This window comes from Rhodococcoides fascians A44A (assembly GCF_000760735.1).
GTDB classification, from domain to species: Bacteria; Actinomycetota; Actinomycetes; order Mycobacteriales; family Mycobacteriaceae; genus Rhodococcoides; species Rhodococcoides fascians_E.
Map to the genome: position 1 here is coordinate 3,034,616 of NZ_JMEX01000008.1, position 22,814 is coordinate 3,057,429.

17 protein-coding genes are annotated in these 22,814 nt (G+C 65.1%); 12 read left to right on the top strand and 5 right to left on the bottom strand.

All coding sequences use genetic code 11. The features are described from left to right. Nucleotides 1–2: 2 nt before the first annotated feature. The 3 genes from BH95_RS26595 to pgi all read right to left on the bottom strand — a co-directional run bounded on the left by BH95_RS26595 (nucleotide 3) and on the right by pgi (nucleotide 3,777). A complete protein-coding gene (locus BH95_RS26595; RefSeq protein WP_037185081.1) occupies nucleotides 3–950 on the bottom strand; it encodes a type IV toxin-antitoxin system AbiEi family antitoxin domain-containing protein in 948 nt (315 codons plus the stop codon). A 103-nt stretch (nucleotides 951–1,053) separates the two neighbouring features. Beyond that, nucleotides 1,054–2,010: a hypothetical protein gene (locus BH95_RS26600; RefSeq protein WP_037185084.1), complete on the bottom strand. Its 957-nt coding sequence runs from the start codon at nucleotides 2,008–2,010 to the stop codon at nucleotides 1,054–1,056. 117 nt (nucleotides 2,011–2,127) lie between these two features. Beyond that, nucleotides 2,128–3,777: a glucose-6-phosphate isomerase gene (gene pgi / locus BH95_RS26605; RefSeq protein WP_020111444.1), complete on the bottom strand. Its 1,650-nt coding sequence runs from the start codon at nucleotides 3,775–3,777 to the stop codon at nucleotides 2,128–2,130. Nucleotides 3,778–3,858: 81 nt separating this feature from the next. Here pgi and BH95_RS26610 point away from each other — a divergent pair, with 81 nt between their 5' ends. After that, complete coding sequence (locus tag BH95_RS26610; protein ID WP_037185087.1) at nucleotides 3,859–5,310, top strand: NAD-dependent succinate-semialdehyde dehydrogenase; 1,452 nt, start codon at nucleotides 3,859–3,861, stop codon at nucleotides 5,308–5,310. A 98-nt stretch (nucleotides 5,311–5,408) separates the two neighbouring features. On the opposite strand, the gene BH95_RS26615 is transcribed toward BH95_RS26610, so the two are convergent. Then, nucleotides 5,409–5,699, bottom strand: coding sequence for a chorismate mutase (locus BH95_RS26615; protein ID WP_019664463.1), 291 nt, complete (start codon nucleotides 5,697–5,699; stop codon nucleotides 5,409–5,411). Nucleotides 5,700–6,080: 381 nt separating this feature from the next. Here BH95_RS26615 and pcrA point away from each other — a divergent pair, with 381 nt between their 5' ends. Then, the gene (gene pcrA / locus BH95_RS26620) at nucleotides 6,081–8,555 is read left to right on the top strand and encodes a DNA helicase PcrA (RefSeq protein WP_037161535.1); all 2,475 of its coding nucleotides are present in this window, start codon (nucleotides 6,081–6,083) and stop codon (nucleotides 8,553–8,555) included. A gap of 86 nt (nucleotides 8,556–8,641) precedes the next feature. Here pcrA and BH95_RS26625 read toward each other — a convergent pair whose 3' ends face one another. Continuing rightward, nucleotides 8,642–9,763: a M23 family metallopeptidase gene (locus BH95_RS26625; protein WP_037185090.1), complete on the bottom strand. Its 1,122-nt coding sequence runs from the start codon at nucleotides 9,761–9,763 to the stop codon at nucleotides 8,642–8,644. A 265-nt stretch (nucleotides 9,764–10,028) separates the two neighbouring features. On the opposite strand from BH95_RS26625, the gene BH95_RS26630 reads away from it, so the two are divergent. The 10 genes from BH95_RS26630 to BH95_RS26675 all read left to right on the top strand — a co-directional run bounded on the left by BH95_RS26630 (nucleotide 10,029) and on the right by BH95_RS26675 (nucleotide 22,752). Continuing rightward, a complete protein-coding gene (locus BH95_RS26630; protein ID WP_244165145.1) occupies nucleotides 10,029–11,837 on the top strand; it encodes a hypothetical protein in 1,809 nt (602 codons plus the stop codon). A 147-nt stretch (nucleotides 11,838–11,984) separates the two neighbouring features. Then, nucleotides 11,985–13,148, top strand: a complete 1,164-nt coding sequence (gene sucC, locus BH95_RS26635) for an ADP-forming succinate--CoA ligase subunit beta (protein ID WP_019664467.1) — start codon at nucleotides 11,985–11,987, stop codon at nucleotides 13,146–13,148. 8 nt (nucleotides 13,149–13,156) lie between these two features. Then, the gene (gene sucD, locus BH95_RS26640) at nucleotides 13,157–14,068 is read left to right on the top strand and encodes a succinate--CoA ligase subunit alpha (protein WP_019664468.1); all 912 of its coding nucleotides are present in this window, start codon (nucleotides 13,157–13,159) and stop codon (nucleotides 14,066–14,068) included. Nucleotides 14,069–14,201: 133 nt separating this feature from the next. Then, nucleotides 14,202–15,428: an acyl-CoA dehydrogenase family protein gene (locus tag BH95_RS26645; RefSeq protein ID WP_051127747.1), complete on the top strand. Its 1,227-nt coding sequence runs from the start codon at nucleotides 14,202–14,204 to the stop codon at nucleotides 15,426–15,428. Nucleotides 15,429–15,447: 19 nt separating this feature from the next. Then, nucleotides 15,448–16,560, top strand: a complete 1,113-nt coding sequence (gene sfnG, locus BH95_RS26650) for a dimethylsulfone monooxygenase SfnG (RefSeq protein ID WP_019664473.1) — start codon at nucleotides 15,448–15,450, stop codon at nucleotides 16,558–16,560. Nucleotides 16,561–16,656: 96 nt separating this feature from the next. After that, the gene (locus BH95_RS26655; protein WP_037185095.1) at nucleotides 16,657–17,895 is read left to right on the top strand and encodes a DUF5336 domain-containing protein; all 1,239 of its coding nucleotides are present in this window, start codon (nucleotides 16,657–16,659) and stop codon (nucleotides 17,893–17,895) included. Between the two features lie 57 nt (nucleotides 17,896–17,952). After that, on the top strand, nucleotides 17,953–19,413 hold the full coding sequence (locus BH95_RS26660; RefSeq protein WP_244165146.1) for a cell division protein PerM: 1,461 nt from the start codon (nucleotides 17,953–17,955) through the stop codon (nucleotides 19,411–19,413). Between the two features lie 127 nt (nucleotides 19,414–19,540). Continuing rightward, a complete protein-coding gene (purN, locus tag BH95_RS26665; protein WP_052060217.1) occupies nucleotides 19,541–20,197 on the top strand; it encodes a phosphoribosylglycinamide formyltransferase in 657 nt (218 codons plus the stop codon). After that, nucleotides 20,194–21,744, top strand: coding sequence for a bifunctional phosphoribosylaminoimidazolecarboxamide formyltransferase/IMP cyclohydrolase (gene purH, locus BH95_RS26670; protein ID WP_019664477.1), 1,551 nt, complete (start codon nucleotides 20,194–20,196; stop codon nucleotides 21,742–21,744). The genes purN and purH overlap by 4 nt, the downstream gene beginning before the upstream one ends. A 141-nt stretch (nucleotides 21,745–21,885) precedes the next feature. Further along, nucleotides 21,886–22,752: a DUF559 domain-containing protein gene (locus BH95_RS26675; protein WP_037161515.1), complete on the top strand. Its 867-nt coding sequence runs from the start codon at nucleotides 21,886–21,888 to the stop codon at nucleotides 22,750–22,752. The last annotated feature ends 62 nt before the right edge of the window (nucleotides 22,753–22,814 follow it).

Here is a 22,814-nt window from a genome sequence, read left to right on the forward strand (position 1 = left end):
GGTTACTTCGAGGTGGAGCTGTAGTGGCCCAACGGTATTCGATTCGATGCGGCCTGCACGAACGCTCGGGCGATCCGGTCGGTGAACTCTCGCGGCGTGGACAGGTCCTCCCAGTCCCACCGCACCACCGTCCATCCGAGCTGTTCCATTCGATGTCGCTCGCGTCGACCATCGATGTCCGTCAGCACCGGATCTGCGCCGTACACCCCTTCACCCTCGTAGCGTCCGACGACTCCTTGATCCGGGTACAGGAACGGAGCACTTCCGACGTACCCGCCCACCTCGTCGTACACGGACTGCCTCAGCAACGGAGGTGGTAGCGGCAGCGTGTCCAACAACATCCTGCTGCGCGTTTCACCGGTGCTCTGACTGCGGCTCGACATCGACTGCACCGCCTGGCGTGCCTTGGCGATTCCGGTTCGGTTCCGGGCGTCGGTGAGCGCACCCTGAAGTTCCCGGTGGGTGGTGAGCCCGGCGCGCATCGCGTAGTCGCCGATACAGACAGCCGGATGCAGTGGAAGCGACCGAGCCAGGTCCACGATCGTTCGAGTCGGCGCGGTGACCGGAAACCCGTCTCGCTCGGTCAGATCCGTGGGTGGAAGCGGCGACCCGTGCAGCACTCGCTGGCGCCCCTTCTTGCCCGCGTAGGACCGCGCAATGGTGAACGTGACCTTGTCCAGCGGAATGTCCCACGTTTCCATGCGATGCAGAACCGCCGCCGACACATGACTGAACACCGCATCGGTGCTCGACTCCGCATAGATCGCCTCGGCGAGCACAGCATGGCGTCGATGCGCGTCGAGCCGTCGATAGACGTCCGCGCGCACGAAATAACCGCGGCGGATGGTGACGATCTGTCCGCTGGCACGGCCGCGTCGCAGATCGTCGTCGGTGTACCCCCGTGCAAGCGCCTCGGTGCGTGAGAACATCCCCTGCTGATCGAAGTCCATACTGAATTGGACGCACCGGAGGTCCGTTCGGTTCACTCCGGGCAAATCCACCCACCCGTTGTGAGTTTTCAGACCCGCACAACGCACAACAGGTGGGTGAATTTCAGGGTCGGTACGGGGGAAGCGGTTCGGCTCGAAATGTCCCCTCGGGTTCCGGCATTCGCGCTCCACGAGCAAGCATCCGTCGGACCCGTTCGGCCAGCGCGTCCGGTTGCGCAAGATCACGCCAGCTCGCCCGAGCGAACGGCCATCCAGCGTCGCGGATGCGGTTCTCACGGTCCTTCTCGGCAAGCACGCTTGCCCGCGTGTCGGCCGCGTTCACGCCGTACTTGTCGGCCCCGTCGAACTCGAAGCATCCCCACGGCCCGGTGAACAAGAAGTCCGTTCGGCCCAGGAACGTGCCGCCGGCGTCGTACACCGATTGATTGAGAAGGGGAGCGAACCCGGCGTCGACGAGAATCAACCGGGTGCGGGATTCGCCGACGCTGTCGCTGCGATCGGTCATCGCGGCTACGGCCCGGACGGCGTTCTGGATACCGGTGCGGTGCCGTGCGCTGTAGAGAGCCTCGTCCAGTTCGGTCCTGGTGACGAGGCCTCGACGCAACGCCGAGTCGCCCACGCACACCGACTGTTCGAACGTCGTGGATCGCGCAATGTCCACCACCGTCCGGGCTGGGGTGGTGAGCGAAATTCCCTGAAAGACTGTGCTTTCCGATTCCGACAGCGTCGAACCGTGCACGATTCGGCGCCGGCCCTTCCTCGCAGTGATGGTGCGTCCGGTCGTCGAGTGGACGTGCGCGAGGGGCAGCGCCCAGACATCCATTCCCCACGCGATTGCCGCCGACTGGTGGCTCAGAACCACCGGGGCTTCGTGAGCAATCGCGCGCGCGAGCAGTAGATGCTGCTGCTCGGAATTCAAGGTGGCGAAGAACGCTGCCGACACGAACGCGCCCGGCCGGACCGCGATCAGTTCACCGCGCAACCGCGCGTGCCGCAGTTGACCGTCGGTGACGCCCGATGCCAGCGCGTCGGAGCGAAAGAGCAGGCCCTCGAAGTCCATACCTACTTGGACGCGACGGAGGCAGGCTCGGTTCAGTCAGGTCGGCAAATTCACCCACCTGTTGTGAGCTCCGGGGCCCTCGCAACGCACAACAGGTGGGTGGATTCGGAAACAGTGCTACTTGGTGCGACCCCGCTGATCGCGGTACCAGCGCACGAGTGCGTCGGTCGACGAATCGCTCTGCGGTGCAGGGGCATCGGCGTCGGTCAGGACGGGCGTCAGTTCCAGCGCCTGGGTCTTGCCCAGCTCCACACCCCACTGATCGAACGAGTCGACACCCCACACGACGCCTTCGACGAACACCTGATGCTCGTACAGTGCGATCAGCTGCCCGACCACCGACGGCGTCAGCTTCGGGGCGAGGATCGAGGTGGACGGACGGTTGCCGGGCATGACCTTGTGCGGAACGACGTCGGCGGCCGTACCTTCGGCGGCGATTTCGTCGGCGGTCTTGCCGAATGCCAGAACCTTGGTCTGCGCGAAGAAGTTGCTCATCAGCAGGTCGTGCATGGACCCGGTGCCGTCACGCGTGGGGAGGTCGTCGGTGGGCTCGGCGAATCCGATGAAGTCAGCGGGAATCAACCGTGTGCCCTGGTGCAGCAGCTGGTAGAACGCGTGCTGCCCGTTGGTGCCCGGCTCACCCCAGAAGATCTCACCGGTCGACGTGGTGACGGGGGTGCCGTCGGCCTTGACGGACTTGCCGTTGGATTCCATCGTCAGCTGCTGGAGGTAGGCCGGGAAACGAGACAGGTCGTTGGAGTACGGCAACACAGCTCGGGTCTCCGAGCCGAAGAAGTTGCTGTACCAGAGCCCGATCAGGCCGAGCAGTGCAGGCGCGTTGCGCTCGAGAGGCGTCGTGCGGAAGTGCTCGTCGATCTGGTGGAAGCCGTCGAGGAATTCGCCGAACGCCTCCTTGCCGATGACGGCCATGACCGACAGGCCGATCGCGGAATCCACCGAGTACCGGCCGCCGACCCAGTCCCAGAACCCGAACATGTTGGCCGTGTCGATGCCGAACTCCGACACCCGCTCCGCGTTGGTCGAGACCGCGACGAAGTGCTTGGACACGGCGTCGTCGCCCAGTGCGTCGACGAGCCACCGCCTGGCCGCCGTGGCATTGGTCAGCGTCTCCAGAGTGGAGAACGTCTTGGACGCCACGATGAACAGGGTCGTGGCCGGATCGAGCCCGTCGAGAGCAGCAACCAGATCGGCAGGGTCGACGTTGGAGACGAACTTGGCGGAGATGCCGGCGTCGGCGTAGTGGCGCAGCGCGTCGTACACCATGACGGGGCCGAGATCGCTGCCGCCGATGCCGATGTTGACGACGGTGGAGATCTTGGATCCGGTTGCGCCGACCCACTCGCCCGACCGGACTCGATCGGTGAAATCACCCATACGCGTGAGGACTTCGTGCACATCGGCGACGACGTTCTGGCCGTCGACCTCGAGGGTCGCGTCCGCGGGCAGGCGAAGGGCGGTGTGCAGTACCGCGCGGTCCTCGGAGGTGTTGATGTGGGCACCCGAGAACATCGCGTCGCGACGGCCTTCGACGTCGGCCGCTCGCGCGAGTTCGACCAGAAGCGAGACGGTCTCGGAATTCACGATGTGCTTGCTGTAATCGATGTGAAGATCACCCGCGGCGAGAGTGAACGTTCGTCCTCGATCGTCGTCCGCAGCGAACAGCTCGCGGAGCGTCGTGGCTCCGAGTGCGTCGTGGTGTGCCTTCAGGTTCTTCCAGGCTTCCGTGCCCGTGATGTCGACGCTCATATCGTCCTACAATAGTGCCGAGCGCCTCGCTGTGCGCGCCTTCCTCGTTTGTCGCGGCCCCGGCTCGGGCACACTCGGAGCATGGAGATCAACGCACTCATCGAATCCATTTCACCGAAACTGTGGATCGGCGGCAGGCCGGTCGACGCGGAGAACGGCGCAACGTTCGACGTCGTCGACCCCGCCACCGGCACACCCTTCGCGAAGGTCGCCGACGCAAGTCCGGCCGACGCGAAGAAGGCAATCGACGCCGCTGCATCGGCGCAGAAGTCCTGGGCGAAGACCCCCGCGCGTGAACGCGCCGAGCTCCTACGCGCAGCCTTCGAGAAGATCACCGAACGAGCGGACGACGTCGCGGCGATCATGACCAAGGAAATGGGCAAGGCGCTCGCCGAGTCCAAGGCCGAGGTCAAGTACGGTGCCGAGTTCTTCCGGTGGTTCGCCGAGGAAGCGGTGCGCATCGAAGGCCGATTCACACCCGCACCGGCAGGCAACGGCCGCATCCTGGTCACCAAGGTGCCCGTCGGGCCGGTCCTGGCCATCACGCCGTGGAATTTTCCGCTGGCCATGGGCACGCGCAAGATCGGGCCGGCGCTCGCAGCCGGGTGCACCATCATCGTCAAGCCCGCAGGCGAGACGCCGTTGACGATGCTGTTCCTCGCTCAGCTCCTCGCCGAGGTGGGACTGCCCGACGGGGTTCTCTCGGTCATCACCTCGTCGAAATCCAGTGCGGTCAGCGCTCCCATCCTCGAAGACCCGAGACTGCGCAAACTCACCTTCACCGGATCGACCGAAGTGGGCCGAAAGCTCGTCGAACAGTCCGCAGGCGGACTGCTGCGCACGTCGATGGAGCTGGGTGGTAACGCACCGTTCGTCGTCTTCGACGACGCCGACATCGACGCGGCCGTCGACGGCGCCATGCTGGCCAAGATGCGCAACGGCGGCGAGGCATGCACCGCCGCCAACCGGCTCCACGTGGCCAACAGCGTGCGCGAGGAATTCACCACCAAATTCGTCGCCAAGATGAAGGAAATGACGCTCGGTGCGGGCCTCGACCCGGACACCAAGCTCGGACCCCTGATCAACGCAGACCAGCTGAGCAAGGTGCAGGAACTCGTCGACGACGCAGTCGAAGCAGGTGCGACAGTTGCCCTCGGCGGCAAAGCACCAGGAGGCGACGGCTACTTCTACCCGGCAACGGTGCTGACCGACGTCCCGGCGAACGCCAGGATCCTGAAGGAAGAAGTCTTCGGTCCGGTCGCCCCCATCGTCGGATTCGACACCGAGAAAGAAGGAATCGACGCGGCCAACGACACCGAATTCGGATTGGCGTCGTACATCTACACCCGCGGCCTCGATCGCGCACTACGAGTCGCCGACGCCATCGACAGCGGAATGGTGGGCGTCAACCGCGGAGTCATCTCGGACGCGGCCGCACCGTTCGGTGGAGTGAAGGATTCAGGCTTCGGCCGCGAAGGCGGAAGCGAAGGCATCGAGGAGTACCTGGAAACCAAGTACATCGCCCTGACCTAGACAGTCGGGCCGGAGCCCCGGTGGAACCGAATGTACCGTTCGGTCACTCCAAGTGACCGAACGGTACATTCGCTCCCGAAAAGTCAGCTGGCGACAGGTCAGCGGCCGAGACGCCCGCGGCCGAGACGGAGCAGCAGCATGGCGAGGGTGTGGCCTTCCTGGCCGAGGCTGCTGAAGCGGTCGAGCACCTTCATTTCGCGGCTGTGCACCATGCGCGGTCCACCCGACGCCATACGGGTGCGGCCGATGAGCTGGGAAACTTCGCTGCGACGCTGGATTGCCGCAAGAATTTCGGAATCGAGGCGGTCGATCTCCTGACGCAAGGAATCGATCTCAGCCTCGGACGTCGGCACTGCGCTCTCGGTCTCGATCTTGGTCGTGGATGCCATTTTTTCTCCTCGTGTCACAAGTGTGGATCGTTGCCCTGCTCGTCACCGTTACGTCCTGAGGTGATTCGTGGACGCTCCAGAGACGGGCTGATGTGGTATGAGTCACATCGAATGGCCCGGGGAAGCCACATGTCTGGACTTCCGGGCGCACCTTCTTATGGACAGCCTCCGCTACCGAGAGCCGAAGAACAGGCTGCACAGAGGGGGTGGCGACGAACGGCTATTTCGATCACCGATCCAGTGTGCCACCTCTGTGCAGTCCTGAAAAGTCGGTCGACGGGCCGAATGTCCGCATTGCGGGCGGTCGGCAGAACTGGGCTGGCGGCACCTGGCAGGTTCGGGTAAAGGACTGTCGGAGCCCGCCGGTAACCTGGGCAGGCGATGAACACGAACCTCACTGCGGTACCAGCCCCCGGAAAATCCAGGTCCGAAACGCTGTTGGAGGGTCTCAATCCGCAGCAGCGTCAGGCCGTCGTGCATTCGGGGTCTCCGCTGTTGATCGTCGCAGGCGCCGGGTCGGGGAAGACCGCGGTGCTCACTCGTCGTATCGCGTATCTGCTTGCCGAGCGAGGCGTGGGTCCCGGCCAGGTTCTGGCCATCACCTTCACCAACAAGGCCGCCGCCGAGATGCGTGAGCGTGTCGCTGGCCTCGTCGGTCCGCGCGCCAACAGCATGTGGGTTTCGACGTTCCACTCGAGCTGTGTGCGGATCCTGCGCAACCAGGCGTCGCTGCTGCCCGGTCTCAACTCGAACTTCTCGATCTACGACGCCGACGACTCTCGTCGCCTGCTGACGATGATCTCGAAGGATCTGCAGATCGACACCAAGAAGTTCTCGGCGAGATTGCTCTCGACGGCGATCTCCAATCTCAAGAACGAACTCATCGGGCCCGAGGACGCTGCTGCGGACGCGGACAAGCAGATGGTGGAGCTTCCGAAGCTCGTCGCGCAGGTCTACGGCATCTATCAACAGCGACTCCGCGCGGCCAACGCCATGGACTTCGACGACCTCATCGGTGAAACCGTCGGTTTGCTGCAGGCTTTCCCTCAGGTCGCGGAGTACTACCGTCGACGGTTCCGGCACGTCCTGGTCGACGAGTACCAGGACACCAACCACGCGCAGTACATGCTCGTACGGGAACTGGTCGGCCGGGAGGACTCCGACGGCGCCCTGGAGGGCACGGTCGCTCCCGGTGAGCTCTGTGTGGTCGGTGACGCGGATCAGTCGATCTACGCGTTCCGTGGCGCGACCATCCGCAACATCGAGGAGTTCGAGCGCGACTACCCCGACGCCACCACCATCCTGCTCGAGCAGAACTACCGGTCGACGCAGAACATTCTGTCGGCCGCCAACTCGGTCATCTCGCGCAATACCGGCAGGCGGGACAAGAAGCTGTGGACCGACTCCGGCGAAGGTGAGCTCATCGTCGGGTACGTCGCGGACAACGAGCACGACGAGGCGTCGTTCGTGGCGTCGGAGATCGACCGTCTGGTGGACAACCACGATGTCCGTTACGACGAGGTGGCGGTTTTCTATCGCACCAACAACTCGTCACGTGCGTTGGAGGAGATCTTCATCAGGCTCGGCCTGCCGTACAAGGTGGTGGGCGGTGTCCGCTTCTACGAGCGCAAGGAAGTCCGCGACATGGTCGCGTACCTGCGCGTGCTGTCCAACGAGGACGACACGGTCAGCATGCGACGCATCCTCAACACCCCGCGCCGGGGGATCGGGGACCGCGCCGAGGCCTGCGTAGCCGTTCACGCCGAGCAGCGAGACATCAGTTTCTCCAAAGCTCTGCACGACGCCGCCGACGGCAAGGTTGCGTTGCTCAACTCTCGCTCGCAGAAGCTCATCGGCCAGTTCCTGGATCTGCTGGACGAACTCCGGGAGGTTCTCAACACCACCGACGACGACGGCAACGACATCGCCGATATCGGTGACGTCGTCGAGGCCGTCCTGGACCGCACGGGATACCGCGCCGAGTTGGAGGCCAGCAGTGATCCTCAGGACGGTGCCCGCCTGGACAACCTCAACGAGCTCGTCAGCGTGGCAAGGGAATTCACGTCCGAGGCACGTAACCTCGCCGCTCTCGAAGCAGAAGCCGAAGCAGAAACCGAAGCAGTCTCCGACGACGAGGTCGAAGTCGAGGAAGGCACCCCCGAGCCTGGTTCCCTCGCGGCGTTTCTCGAGCGGGTCTCGCTCGTCGCGGACACCGATCAGATCCCCGATTCCGGCACCGGCGTCGTCACCTTGATGACGCTGCACACGGCCAAGGGCCTCGAATTCCCGGTGGTCTTCGTGACCGGCTGGGAGGACGGCCAGTTCCCGCACATGCGTGCCCTCGGCGACCCAGCGGAGTTGTCCGAGGAACGACGCCTCGCCTACGTGGGCATCACGCGTGCGCGTCACCGTCTGTACGTCACTCGCGCCATCATGCGGTCCGCCTGGGGGCAGCCGATCAACAACCCGGAATCACGATTCCTCCAGGAGATTCCGCAGTCCCTCATCGACTGGAAGCGGGAAGACCCCGGCGTCGGCGGACGGTCGATCGGCGGCGGCCGCGCCCGGCCGGGTGGCTTCGGGGGCGGCGGTTTCGGTGGTGGTGGCTTCGGCGGCGGCGGGGGATTCGGAGACCGACGCGGGCAGCAGTCGTCGCCGAGTTTCGGTGCCGCACGCGCACGCAACAACACTCTCGTGCTCGCGGTGGGAGACCGGGTCAATCACGACAAGTACGGTCTCGGAACGGTTCTCGAATCCACGGGCTCGGGCACCTCGGCCATGGTTCTGGTGGATTTCGGTACGTCGGGGCGAGTGAAGATGATGCTCATCGGCGGCGTTCCGATGACCAAGCTCTGAGAAGCAGAACAGCCGCGCACCGAGGAATCGGTGTGCGGCTGTACGTTTCGCCGGTCCGGTAGGCCGGGAAGAGAGAGTGGGAGTTCTCAGTCCATCTCGGGTCCGAGGCCGATGCCTCGGGACGCGAGCCAGGGGAGAGGATCGATCTTGTTCTCGCCGGGGAGGTGAACCTCGAAGTGCAGGTGAGGGCCGGTGGAGAAGCCGCGGTTGCCCATGCGGGCGATCTGGTCGCCTGCCATGACTTCCTGGCCGACGCTGACGGTGGCGCTGTCGATGTGTCCGTAGACGGTGATGGTGCCGTCTGCGTGCTGCAGGCGAACCCACATGCCGAAGCCGGACGCGGGTCCTGCGTCGATGACCTTGCCGTCGGCGACAGCGAGAATCGGGGTACCGATGGCGTTCGCGATGTCGACGCCTGCGTGCAGGACGCCCCAGCGCTGCCCGAAGTTCGAGGTGTACGTGCCGACTGCCGGGAGCACGAACAGGGGCCGGCGCGCAGCGGCCTCGCGTGCGGCGCGCTCTTCGCTGAAGCGCTGACCCTTGGCGAGCAGATCGTTGAACTGGCTCAGATCCACCGGGTTGGCCACGTTCAGGATCTGCGGGGCCGAGGAGGGAGCGACATCCGTCGTGGTGTCAGCGGCGAAACCGGCGGCCTGGGGGACGGCAGTTGCGGCGATTCCGGGGGCCGCGGGTGCGGCGCCGGCAGCAAGTGCTACTTCCTCGGAAGTGGTCGGTGTCGCAGGACCGTGATCGATGACTGCTTGACCTGCTGCGACCACGGCGCCGGCGGCGACAGCGAGAACCGCTGCACGTCCCTTCAGCGCGGTGGGAGGCGTCGGGATGCGGTGAGCTCCGCGCCGACGAGACACGGCGATCTCGTTCGCTGCGATGACATCCGAGGAGGGCCCGGAAACGACGGAAGGCTCCGCCGGGACCTCGACATCGGGAGTGCTGTGCAACTCGTTGTCGTGGTAGCTCTCGGCAGAGCCGTAATTGCTGGCGAAGTAGTCGTATCCGTTGGCCTGGAGATCCGACGCGGCCTGGAGATCCGACGCGGCCTGGAGGTCCGACGCGGTCTGGAGGTCCGACGATTGGTATCTGTCGGCTTCCCAGCTGGTCTGGGTCGAGTACACCGTGGGTGCGGTTTCAACAGCCGCGGCCGGTTTGACGAACCGACTGGTGGTGAAGGACGCGCGGTGTTGCGACAAGACCCTGCGACCTCCGTTCCGTGATCTGCTCGTGACTTAAGACTCGGCAGACGGTAACGAAACGATTGCAGGGCGCGCAAGTTAATCGGCTTCTCGGCGGGCATATGTGAGATGGCTCACAAGCCGAGCAGGGGTTTTGCCGAGATCGCCTGTGATCCCGGACAGCGCTGCAATACCCACGACGCCGTTACCGAAACGCATCCACCGAAATCCTACGGCGCGTGCTCTGCCGTCCATCGTCCACCGACCGATAGCGTCGTCAGGCGTGGCTACTTCTCCGCACGCGTCACCGCAAGTGATCTCCGCACGCTCGCAGGCCGGACCGTCGGCCCGCGGTGCGGCTCTCGCTGCAACCGGGCTCGTCTCGATCGCGGCCCTGCTCGGGCTGGCCTCGATGGCGATGGAGGCCGCCTCGTCGACCTCGGACGGGCCTGGCGCCGGCGTGTTCGCGGCGGAAGTGCTGGCCGTTGCCCCGGTGTTCGTCGTGGCCGTCCTCGCGATCCTCACAGTGCTCGCACGGCCCGCGTCGGCGGGCGCGCTCACGGCCGGGTTCGGGGCGATCTCGGCAGGCCTCGCGGTTCTCGACGCGGGACTGCTGGCGTCGCCGATCGACGCGAACAGACTCGAGCTGCTGCGACCGACCACTGCGGAGGCCCTCACGCCTGGTCTCGGCGCGTATGTCGTTCTCGCTGCGCACGCCCTCGCCGCTCTCGCGGGAGTGTTCGGCCTCGTCGCGATCAGCAGGGCGTCGTACGACGACGGCTACGGCATCTCGTCGCGGACCGATTTCACGGGTCGTGCGTCGGCGGTCCGCATCGGGGGCGCACTGTCCGTGGTGGCTGTGCTCGCCGCGATCGCTGCCGCGGCCGCCATGTTCGCGGTTCCCTACGTCTCGACCGACTCCATCGTGCTGATCCGCGCGGTCGTCGAATCTCCGTGGACGACCGCTGTCGGGTCGGGTGTTCTCGCGTGCGCGGCGGTGATCGTCGTGTCGGCGGCACTCGCGTCGATCTCGCCGACGGTTGCTGCAGGCAGCCTGCTCGGTGCAGGCCTCGGCATCGCCGGAGTGTTCGGTGCTCGCGTGATCGCCGGCGAGAGCTCGGGCCCGAACATCGGGGTCTCCGCGGGGAGCTGGATCGGCGCCGTGGCCGGTGTCGCGCTGATCGTGGTCGCACTCGTGGCGCTGCCGGCGTCGGCGATACGGGATCGGGCCTCGGCAGGCGGTCCCGTCACGAGGGGCGAGCTGGACGGCTCGGCGCACTTCATGCGGTGGCACGCCCTGGCAGGGACAACGGGTGTCCTGGCGGGGGTTCTCGTCGGCGCAAGCGCGTTCCTGCCGGTCCTGGACGTACCCGCCGGGTTGTCGGAACCCGACGTACTTGCCACTCGCGTTGCCCTCGTCGCTGGGTTCGTCCTGGTCGTCGTGTCCATCCCACTGTTCTTCTCGCTGTTCGCGGCGGTCGTCAGGCCAGCTGTCGGCGTGCTGGCCGTTGCCGCAGTCTCCGCGTCGGCAGGAGTGCTGCAGGCGGTGGTTCTCGCCACGGACATCGACGGCGTCGGACTCGGTGTGGGCGGCGCCGCCGCGGCCGTCGGAGCCGTTCTCGCCATGGCGTGCGCCGGTGCCGTGCTGTTGGCGGGCAGCGCCGAGCGCGACGACGTCGACACCTCCGACGTGCGCTCCAACAGAACCGTCGGCGCGGTGGCCCTCGTCGGCGGCGTCGTCACAGCCCTCTCCTTCGCACTCCCGCTCTACACCGGAACCGATGTCTCCGCGCCGTCGCTCCTCGGCGTTCCCTGGGGTGCCGAAGGGTGGGGATGGGACGCGTGGGGGCAGGCCGCGTCGGCGTCGACGATTCTTCTTGCCGCCCTCGTGGCGTCCAGGTCGCGCCCGGCCCGCGGGGCCGCACTGCTCGTGGGCTGCGTGATCGCGACAATCGTGCATCTGCTCGGTTGGCCGCTGACGATCGGGCGATCGGTGGACGCCTCGGTGGGGGCCGGCCTGCTGGTAGGAGTCCTCGGCGCGGTCATACTTGCTGTGGCAGCACTACTTTCGGCTAACAGCGCTCGCAAGTGAGGCGTAGGACACACCTACCTCGTCGGTGAGATAGACCACATACCATCTGGCCGGGCGTAACGGCGTCGGAGCACGTGGATAAAGTCGGTGATCGGACCCGCTCACACCCCTGGAGCGGGCAGTCAACGTAGACGAGACGGTGAGCTGATGGATCTCTTCGAATACCAGGCGAAGGAATTGTTCGCCAAGCATGGCGTACCCACCTCCGCCGGTCGTGTCACGGACACGGTCGCAGGAGCAACAGAAATTGCCGAAGAAATCGGCAAGCCAGTAATGGTCAAGGCGCAGGTCAAGGTCGGCGGCCGAGGCAAGGCCGGCGGCGTCAAGTACTCCAAGGACGTTGCAGCAGCTACCGAGAACGCAGAGTCGATTCTCGGCCTCGACATCAAGGGCCACGTCGTCAAGAAGCTTCTCGTTGCAGAAGCCTCCGACATCGCCGAGGAGTACTACATCTCCTTCCTGCTCGACCGCACCAACCGCACCTACCTCGCGATGTGTTCGGTCGAAGGTGGAGTCGAAATCGAGGTGACGGCGGAGGAGAACCCCGACGCACTCGCACGTATCCCGGTCGATGCCGTCAAGGGCGTCGACCTTGCTTTTGCTCGTGACATCGCCGAGAAGGGCAAGCTGCCCGCCGAGGTGCTCGACGCCGCTGCGGTGACCATCCAGAAGCTGTGGGAGGTCTTCATCAAGGAAGACGCTCTCCTGGTCGAGGTCAACCCGCTGGTTCGCACCCCGGACGACCAGATCCTCGCCCTCGACGGCAAGGTGACGCTCGACGCCAACGCAGACTTCCGTCAGGCCGGCCACGCCGACTTCGAGGACAAGGACGCTGCCGATCCTCTCGAGGCCAAGGCCAAGGAGAACGACCTCAACTACGTCAAGCTCGACGGACAGGTCGGCATCATCGGTAACGGTGCCGGACTCGTCATGTCGACCCTCGACGTCGTCGCATACGCAGGCGAGGCACACGGTGGCGTCAAGCCCGCCAACTTCCTCGACATCGGTGGCGGCGCCTCGGCAGAGGTCATGGCCGCAGGCCTCGACGTCATCCTCGGCGACGAGCAGGTCAAGAGCGTGTTCGTCAACGTCTTCGGCGGAATCACCGCCTGCGACGCAGTGGCCAACGGCATCGTCGGCGCACTGAAGAAGCTGGGCGACGACGCCAACAAGCCGCTCGTGGTTCGTCTCGACGGCAACAAGGTCGAAGAGGGACGCAAGATTCTCGCCGACGCCGCGCACCCGCTGGTGACGCTCGCCGGAACCATGGATGAAGGCGCCGACAAGGCCGCCGAGCTGGCAGCGAAGTAGAGGAAACCATGTCTATCTTTCTGAACAAGGACAACAAGGTCATCGTCCAGGGCATCACCGGCGGCGAAGGCACCAAGCACACCGCCCTGATGCTCAAGGCAGGCACCAACGTCGTCGGCGGTGTCAACGCACGCAAGGCCGGCACCACGGTCAAGCACGTCGACGCCCAGGGCAACGACATCGAGCTCCCCGTCTTCGGTTCGGTTGCCGAGGCAATCGAGAAGACCGGCGCCGACGTGTCCATCGCGTTCGTTCCGCCCGCATTCTCCAAGGACGCCATCGTCGAAGCGATCGACGCGGAGATCCCGCTGCTCGTCGTCATCACCGAAGGCATCCCCGTGCAGGACTCCGCATACGCGTGGGCCTACAACGTGGAGAAGGGCAAGAAGACCCGCATCATCGGCCCGAACTGCCCCGGAATCATCACCCCCGGTGAAGCTCTCGTCGGCATCACGCCTGCCAACATCTCCGGCACCGGCCCGATCGGCCTGGTCTCGAAGTCCGGCACACTGACCTACCAGATGATGTTCGAGCTCCGCGACTTCGGCTTCTCGACGGCCATCGGCATCGGCGGAGACCCGGTCATCGGCACCACGCACATCGACGCCATCGAGGCATTCGAAGCGGACCCCGAGACCAAGCTCATCGTCATGATCGGTGAAATCGGTGGCGACGCCGAAGAGCGCGCAGCCGATTACATCAAGGCCAACGTCACCAAGCCGGTCGTCGGCTACGTCGCCGGCTTCACCGCTCCCGAAGGCAAGACCATGGGCCACGCAGGCGCCATCGTCTCCGGCTCCTCGGGCACGGCACAGGCGAAGAAGGACGCACTCGAGGCCGCAGGCGTCAAGGTCGGCAAGACGCCGTCCGAAACCGCTGCTCTCGCACGCGAAATCCTGGAATCGCTCTCCGTGAAGTAAGTTCCAGCTCGAACGAAGCCCGCCGGGAGCCAGTGCCGGCGGGCTTTTTCGTTCTGTTTCGGATGTGAAGTTCTCAGAATCATCGTGATGCGAAATGTGTTCATTACTCCGCGTAACAGTTTCACTTGCCCACATGACAACCACGGAAAATCGCAGTGCACTGACCAAGGACTGGCCTGATGCGCCGACGTCCGCCGAGGGCTGGATTGCTCGGGCGGGGGAGGTGGCGCAGCTGCTTGCCGTCGATGCCGTTGCTCGTGACAAGGGCCATCAGGCTCCGCGCGACGAGGTGCAGCTTCTGAAGGATGCTGGGCTCGTCACGTTGCTGGGGCCGGTCGAGCACGGGGGCGGCGGTCAGGATTGGCCGACGGCGTATCAGGTGATTCGTCGTGTCGCGGCGGCCGACGGGTCGATCGGCCAGCTTCTCGGCTACCACCTGCTGTGGTTCTGGGCTGCGCGGCTGGTCGGCACGAAGGAGCAGATCGAGGCAGTCGAGGCCGATGCGACGAAGAACAAGTGGTTCTTCGGTGGCGCCGTCAATCCGCGTGACAACGACGTCGCCGTCACCGACGAGGGCGACACCATCGTCTTCGAGGGCGCGAAGTCCTTCTCGACGGGCAGTCGCGTCTCCGACGTGACCGTGCTCGAAGGCGCTTTGACCGGCAGCGATGCACACGTTTTCGCTATTGTGCCGTCGAACATCGAGGGTTTGACGTTTCACGACGACTGGGACAACATCGGCCAACGCCAGACCGAGAGCGGCAGCGTCACCATCGACAAGGTGCGGGTCGACTGGGCGAGTGCGGCGGGATTCGTGGACAAGCAGTTCCAGCCACGGGTCTACAACACGTTGAACGTGCCGACGATTCAGCTGGTGTTCGTCAACTTCTACCTCGGCATCGCTCGCGGCGCCTTGGAGGAAGCGGCGTCGTACACCAAGGACAAGACGCGTGCGTGGCTGCACAGCACCGTCGACAAGGCGATCGACGAGCCGTACATCATCGACATCTACGGTGACCTGACGTCCAAGCTGTGGGCCGTGGAAGCGCTGGCCGACGCAGTTGCGTTGGAAGCGCAGAAGATCCACGACAACGCGTGGGACGTGACGGCGGAAGAGCGCGGTGATCACGAGGTTCGCGTCGCTGCGGTGAAGGCGCGTGCCACCGAGGTGTCGCTCGAGATCACGTCGACGGTGTTCGAGGCTCTCGGTGCCCGAGCGACGGCGAGCAAATACGGTTTCGATCGCTTCTGGCGCAACGTTCGCACCCACACGCTGCACGATCCGGTCGCATACAAGCGCCGCGAGGTCGGTCGATGGGTTCTGACCGGCGAGTTGCCGCAGCCGACCTGGTACTCGTGAGCATCACCGAAGGAGAACGATGAGTACCGAAAGAATTTCCGACGCCATCAAATTCGCCTACTGGGTGCCCAATGTCAGTGGCGGATTGGTGACCAGCGACATCGAACAGCGCACCAGCTGGGACTACGAGTACAACAAGAAGCTGGCGCAGACCGCGGAGAACAACGGCTTCGAATACGCGCTCAGTCAGGTTCGCTACGAGGCCAGTTACGGCGCCGAGTTCCAACACGAGTCGACGAGCTTCTCCCTCGCGCTGCTGCTTGCCACGGAACGACTGAAAGTCATTGCGGCCGTTCACCCCGGCTTGTGGCAGCCGGCGGTTCTGGCGAAGCTCGGCGCTACGGCGGACCATCTGTCGAACGGCCGTTTCGCGGTCAACGTCGTCAGCGGCTGGTTCAAGGACGAGTTCACGCACCTGGGTGAGCCGTGGCTCGAACACGACGAAAGATACCGTCGCAGTGCCGAATTTCTTCAGGTTCTCCGCAAGATCTGGACCGAGGACGACGTCGACTTCCGTGGTGATTTCTACCGAATCCACGATTTCACGTTGAAACCGAAGCCGTTGAACACTCCGGAACGACCCAACCCGGAACTGTTCCAGGGCGGTAACTCGTCGGCTGCGCAGGAGAACGCCGGTCGATACTCGGATTGGTACTTCAGCAACGGCAAGGATTACGACGGAGTCACCGAGCAACTCGACAACATTCGTCGCGTCGCTCAGGCGAACGATCGTGAGGTCAAGTTCGGTCTCAACGGGTTCATCATCGCGCGCGACACGGAGAAGGAAGCCAAGGACACGCTCCGCGAGATCATCGAGAAGGCCAACAAGCCCGCCGTCGAAGGTTTCAAGGGTGCTGTGCAGCAGGCCGGTTCGTCGACGAAGGACGGCAAGGGCATGTGGGCGGACTCGACGTTCGAGGATCTCGTGCAGTACAACGACGGTTTCAAGAGCCAGCTGATCGGAACTCCCGAACAGGTGGCACATCGCATCGTCGAATACCGCAAGCGAGGGGTCGACTTGATCCTCGGCGGCTTCCTGCACTTCCAGGAAGAGATCGAGTACTTCGGGGCGAAGGTCCTACCGCTCGTGCGTGAACTGGAGTCGTCCCAGGCGCTCGTCGACGCAGGGTGAGAAGGGAGCCTCGCGGCGAGCGGGGCAGTCGAGTCGGGTCCGTAGACTAGCTTGGTCTACGGACCCGTACTCATTTTTTCTATCGAGGAGAGTGCCATGACGTATCCAGCAGAAGGCCAGCGTCCGCAGGGGCCCGGTCCCGGCGGTTATGGCAGTCAATCACCGGAGGGTGCTCGGTCGGCCGAGCCGACTCCGGGTAATTACGGCGGTTACCCGACGCCCAGCCAGTCGTACGGCACTCAGCCGTCCTACGGAACGCAGCCACCGTCGTACGGTCAGCCGCCGTCGCAGCAGTCTGCACCGACGGGTCAGTACAACCCGCCGCTGGCGTCGGACCGATCGTCCTCGCTGCCGCGAATTCTGACGCTCGTTGCCGTGGCACTCGGCGTCGTGAACTTCCTGGTCGGTCTCGCCGGTCAGTACGAGTTCTTCAGCGAAGGCGTCAACTTCTTCTTCGTACAGGCCGGCGACCCGACGTCCATCGCGCTTCTGCTCGCCGCGGGCCTCGTCGCGGCGGTCGGACTGCTGCCGAAGCAACCCAACACGGTCGGTATCGCTGCCGCTCTTGCGTTGTCCGGGTGGCTCGTACTGGTGTTCCAGAGCTTCAACGTCGGCGACGACTCTGCGGTGGGCGCGCCGGTTCAGTTGGGGATCGGCACCTTCGTCGTACTCGTTCTCGCTTTCGTCCAGACCGTCGTGGCCGTCGCTGCCACGCTTTTCGGTGCGGGCATCCTCAAGGCTCCACAGCCCAAGCCCGCGGGTTACGGTCAGCAGAACCCGTTCCAGGGATACGGCCAGCAGGCACCCGGATACGGCCAGTCGGCGCAGAACCAGAACTACGGCGCCTACGGCCAGACAGCCCAGAACTCAGGTGCGCAGGGTTACGGCGCCCCGCAGGAACGTGGGCAGTGGAGCGATCAGGGAAATGCTCCTCAGCAGGGGTACGCCCCGCCTGCCTACACCGGGCCCTCGCAGAACCAGCAGAACCAGCCGAACCAGCACACCACCGGCAGCCTCGGTTACCCCGTCGGAACGTCCAAGCCGGATGCGGGAGCCAGCGGATTGACCGGTCCGGCCGGTCAGAATTCGCCGTTCAATCAGCAGCCGTACAGCCAGCCTCCGGTCGGTTCGGGTGGCTACGGCGCGCCGCAGCACGCAGCGCCGAGAGCGGAGCCTGCAGGAGCGACATCGGCTGGAGCACAGTCGGCCGGACAACAGCCTGCGGGAACATCGCGTCAGGGCGACGAGCCCGAGGACACGTCGGACACCCCGCCGTACAGCGCGCCCACGCAGGCGTTCGGCCAGTCGGCCGCGCCGGAGGACGACAACAAATAAGGCTGTGTCGGCGCGCCTGAACCACCCGTCGGCAGCTAGGTGGAACGCTCGACACCGATGAGCGCCGTATTGAATCAGGAGAGGAAACGCGCCCGACGGACGTCTCGTCCGCCGGAGCGTCGACCTCTGTTGTCTCCCTCCGAATCCACCACCATGCTGACCGTCGGGTTCCGGATTCCGGGTGTGCTCGTCGCGATCATCGCGACGGTCGTTCTCGTGACGCTGGTGTCGGTCAACAGTGAGCTCACGGGCACTTTCGGGGCAATCGCCGGGCTGTGGTTCGCGATCCATCAGGTCCCGTTCAGCATCGAGGGCACCTCCCTGGGCGTCTTCCCGCTCGTCCCGACGCTTGTTCTCGTCCTCGTCGTGGCGCGGGGCGTCGCGCGGGCAGTCGACCGGGCGGAGACTCGTCGGGAACACGGTCTGATCGTGGGCGCGGCGGTGTTCGGTCCGGTTCTCGTGACCGCGATCGCGTTGGCGGTGGCCGCGGATGCGTCGTCGGTGATCGGGCTCGACACACCCAATGCTCTGCTGGCTTTCGCGTGGGTGGCGGCCGTCCACGCGGTGTCCGCGGGCATCGGACTGGTGTGCGGGGTGTGGGACACCGAGTCGGATCGTCTGCCGGAATGGCTGCGCGGAATCGTGGCTCCGACCATCCGGGCGGCGGCCGTCCTCGTCGCGGGCGGCGGTGCGATCGTGCTGGCCGCGATGCTGGCGTCGTGGTCGACGATGGAGATGTTGCTGGAATCCGGAAACGGCTTCGTCGGTGTACTCGGCTTGACGGTGCTGTCGATCCTGTACCTGCCCAACGTGCTGCTCGGCGCGATCGCGGTGTCGGTCGGATCGTCGGCGCACGTGGGCGACGTATCGGTCAGCATGTTCCAGGCCACGGGAGGCCCGCTTCCCCCGCTGCCGGTCTTGGCCGTCCTGCCCGAGGGGCCGTCGCAGACGCTGTGGATGCTGATGCTCGTGATTCCGATCGGCGCCGGCCTGCTGCTCGGACGTGACAGCGCGAGGCGCACGGTGGACGTGCACTACGCACTGTCCGCGGTGTGGGTGGCGAGCGCCGTGATCGGCGTGTCCACGCTGGTGCTCGGCTTCGCGGCAGGCGGAAACCTGGGCACGTTCGGAACCGTTCAGGTGACGGTATGGTCTCTCGGCCTGCTCGTCTTCGCCTGGCTTGCCGTCGTCGGATCCCTCGCAGCCGCCGTGACCGCATGGCGCGGAGGGTCCAAGCAGACCCCGATCGCCGACGACCTCGACACGGAACCCCGGCGCGAGCAGGAACCCATCGCCGCCATCGCCGCGCCCGTCGCGCATCCAGAACATGCAGTGGACGCGGAAATCGTCGAAGAGCCCGACGCCCTGCCCGAGACCGTCGATTCACCCGACGTCGACGCTGCCGTGGTTGCCGAGGACACAACGGAGACCGAGGACATCGTCGACGCCGAAATCGTCGAGGAAGTGCCCTCGGAAGCTACGCCGCCTGATGATGGCAACACCGACGACCGGTCCTGAACCCGCTGGCGGACTCGAGTAGTCGTGACAGCCGGGTCACCGGCACTCGCGCCCGAGGACCTGCCTGACGGTGGCCTACACGTGGGCGACTATTCTTTCGAGCGAACCCGTCGGTGATCGTCGGGCGATTTTCGGAGAACGACACATCAGGAGAAGTGCGCTGACTGCCACCCGTGAGCACCCAGCACGCGTCGTTGTCCTCGCTTCGGGCACCGGATCGCTTCTGCAGTCCCTGATCGATGCGACGAAGGCCGAGTCCTATCCGGCGCGGATCGTTGCGGTCGGTGTCGATCGTGATTGCGACGCTGCCCGGCATGCACACACTGCCGGGATTGCGCATTTCCGCGTCGGGCTGAGGGAGTTCGCGGACCGTGATGGCTGGGATGCGGCTCTCACCGAACGTGTGCTGGCGCACGAGCCCGATCTGGTGGTGACCGCCGGCTTCATGAAGATTCTCGGTTCCGATTTTCTCGGTGCGTTCGCCGGACGCATCGTCAACACTCATCCTGCGCTGTTGCCGTCGTTCCCCGGTGCGCATGCAGTGGAGGATGCGCTCGCCTACGGCGTCAAACTGACCGGGTCGACGGTGCATCTCGTCGACGCCGGTGTCGATACCGGGCCGATTCTGGCTCAGGAAGCTGTGCCCGTGCTGGGCGACGACGATGTCGCGACTTTGCACGAGCGAATCAAGACCGTGGAACGCAGGCTTCTGGTCGATGTGATCGCAGCTGTTGCCACCCGAGGTGTTGTCTCCGATGGACGAAAGGCTCAGATTCAACCATGAGTGAACGTAAAGCAGTGCGCCGCGCACTGGTCAGCGTCTACGACAAGACCGGTTTGATCGAACTCGCAACCGGCTTGCACAAGGCAGGCGTCGCTCTGGTCTCCACCGGATCGACAGCATCCAAGATCGCCGACGCCGGGATCCCGGTCACCAAGGTCGAGGATCTCACCGGGTTTCCCGAGACCCTCGACGGCCGTGTGAAGACGCTGCATCCGCGTGTCCATGCGGGTGTTCTGGCCGATACCCGTCGGCCGGAGCATGTTTCGCAGCTCGAGGAGCTGGGCATCGAGGCGTTCGAGTTGGTCGTGGTGAACCTCTATCCGTTCACCGACACCGTTGCCAGTGGCGCGACACCGGACGAATGCGTCGAGCAGATCGACATCGGTGGCCCGTCGATGGTCCGCGCTGCCGCGAAGAATCACCCGTCGGTGGCGGTCGTGGTGGATCCGGCTCGGTACTCCGATGTGCTCACCGCAGTGTCCGGCGGCGGGTTCACGCTCGCCGAGCGCACTTCGCTTGCGGCACAGGCGTTCCAGCACACCGCTGCGTACGACGTCGCGGTCGCCTCGTGGATGAGCAGTGTTCTCGTGGAATCGGACTCGCAGTTCCCCGAATGGATCGGCGGCACCTGGGACCGCGCGGCAGTGCTGCGCTACGGCGAGAACCCGCATCAGGCCGCAGCCCTGTACAAGGACCCGGCCGGCACCGGCATAGCTCAGGCCGAGCAGCTGCACGGCAAAGAAATGTCCTACAACAACTTCACCGACGCCGACGCAGCGTGGCGTGCCGCTTTCGATCACGAGGGCCCAACCGTCGCGATCATCAAGCACGCCAATCCGTGTGGCATCGCCGTCGGCGCGGATATCGCCGAAGCGCACCGCAAGGCTCACGCCTGCGACCCCGTCAGTGCTTACGGCGGCGTGATCGCAGCCAACCGCGAAGTGACGGTCGCGATGGCCGAGCAGGTCGCGGAAATCTTCACCGAGGTGATCGTCGCTCCGTCCTACGCTGACGGTGCACTCGGAGTTCTGCAGCGCAAGAAGAACATTCGGGTTCTGCTCGCGGCCGCGCCGTCGGGCAAGGGTGTCGAGCTCAAGCCGATCTCCGGTGGGACTTTGCTGCAGGAACGCGACGCCATCGACGCCGACGGCGACAACCCGGCCAACTGGACTCTGGCAGCCGGTGACGCAGCGGACGAGCAGACCCTGAAGGATCTCGAATTCGCCTGGCGTGCAGGCCGTGCCGTCAAGTCCAACGCAATCCTGCTGGCCAAGGACGGCGCGTCCGTCGGCGTCGGTATGGGCCAGGTCAACCGAGTCGACGCAGCTCATCTCGCCGTCCAGCGTGCGGGCGATCGCGTCGTCGGTTCGGTTGCCTCCTCGGACGCCTTCTTCCCGTTCCCCGACGGCCTGCAGGTTCTCCTGGCCGCAGGCGTCAAGGCCGTCGTGCAGCCCGGCGGATCCGTCCGCGACAACGAAGTCATCGCCGCAGCCCAGGACGCCGGCGTCACGCTGTACCTCACCGGTTCGCGTCACTTCGCGCACTGATCCAGTTCGCACTTGTGCGGGCCGAAGCACCTGATTGGTCTGCACAAGTGCGAACTCGCGCCCTGTGGATAGACCGGAATCTATCCACAGGCTCCGGCTTCAGACAGCTTTTCGGGTGGGTAGCCGTGCAATCGTGGGCGGGTGCCCGCCGACCAGCCGTTCAGAGGTTCCCTCGCAGTCCGCGACGGTAGTCTGACTCGACATCAGCTGACCCACGGCTTCAAGCGCATTCACCGCGACGTCTATGTGCGCAAGGACGTTCGGATCGACGCCGTTGTCCGGGCGCGGGCAGCCCATGAGTTCGCTGGTAGGGCGGCGGTGTGTTGCGGGATGTCGGCAGCTGCATTGCACGGCGCACGATGGATCGACCCCGACTCGCCTGCGGAGGTGATCTGGCTCGGACGCCGACGCCAACTCGACGGTATCCGCATCCGATTCGATACCGTCCGCGATGTCGAGATCACCACCGTCGCAGGTCTGCCGGTGACCACGATCCCCAGAACCATGTTCGATCTGGCGAGGCGGCTCCCCAGAGTGCGGGCCGTGCAGGTGCTGGACGACCTGTCAGGAGTGTCCGGAATCTCGGCTGCAGACGTTCTTCCGTTGTGCGCACGGTATGCGGGCTTACGGGGAGTATCCGCGGCGCGATCGGTTCTGGCACTCGTCGACGGTGGTGCAGAGTCTCCGCAGGAAACCGCTACTCGGCTGTTGCTCGTCGATGCAGGACTGCCTCCACCCGAGACACAGATTCGCGTTGCCGACGAACACGGCATGTTGTTCGCTCGCTGCGATCTGGGCTGGCCGGAGTGGAAGGTGGCCGTCGAGTACGACGGGGTGCAGCACTGGACGTCGGAGAAGCAGCGGTCCTGGGACATCGAGCGGTTCGAGAGGCTCGAGCGCGCCGGCTGGCTGGTGGTCCGAGTGAATTCGGAGCAACTGCGCCTCCGTCCGCGCGAGGTGGTCGAGCGTGTTCGACGCAAACTGCGGCAAGCGGGCGCGCCTGTGTGACGAGTTCGCACTTGTGCAGACGAAAGACCCCCGTTTCTCTGCACAAGTGCGAACTCGACGAA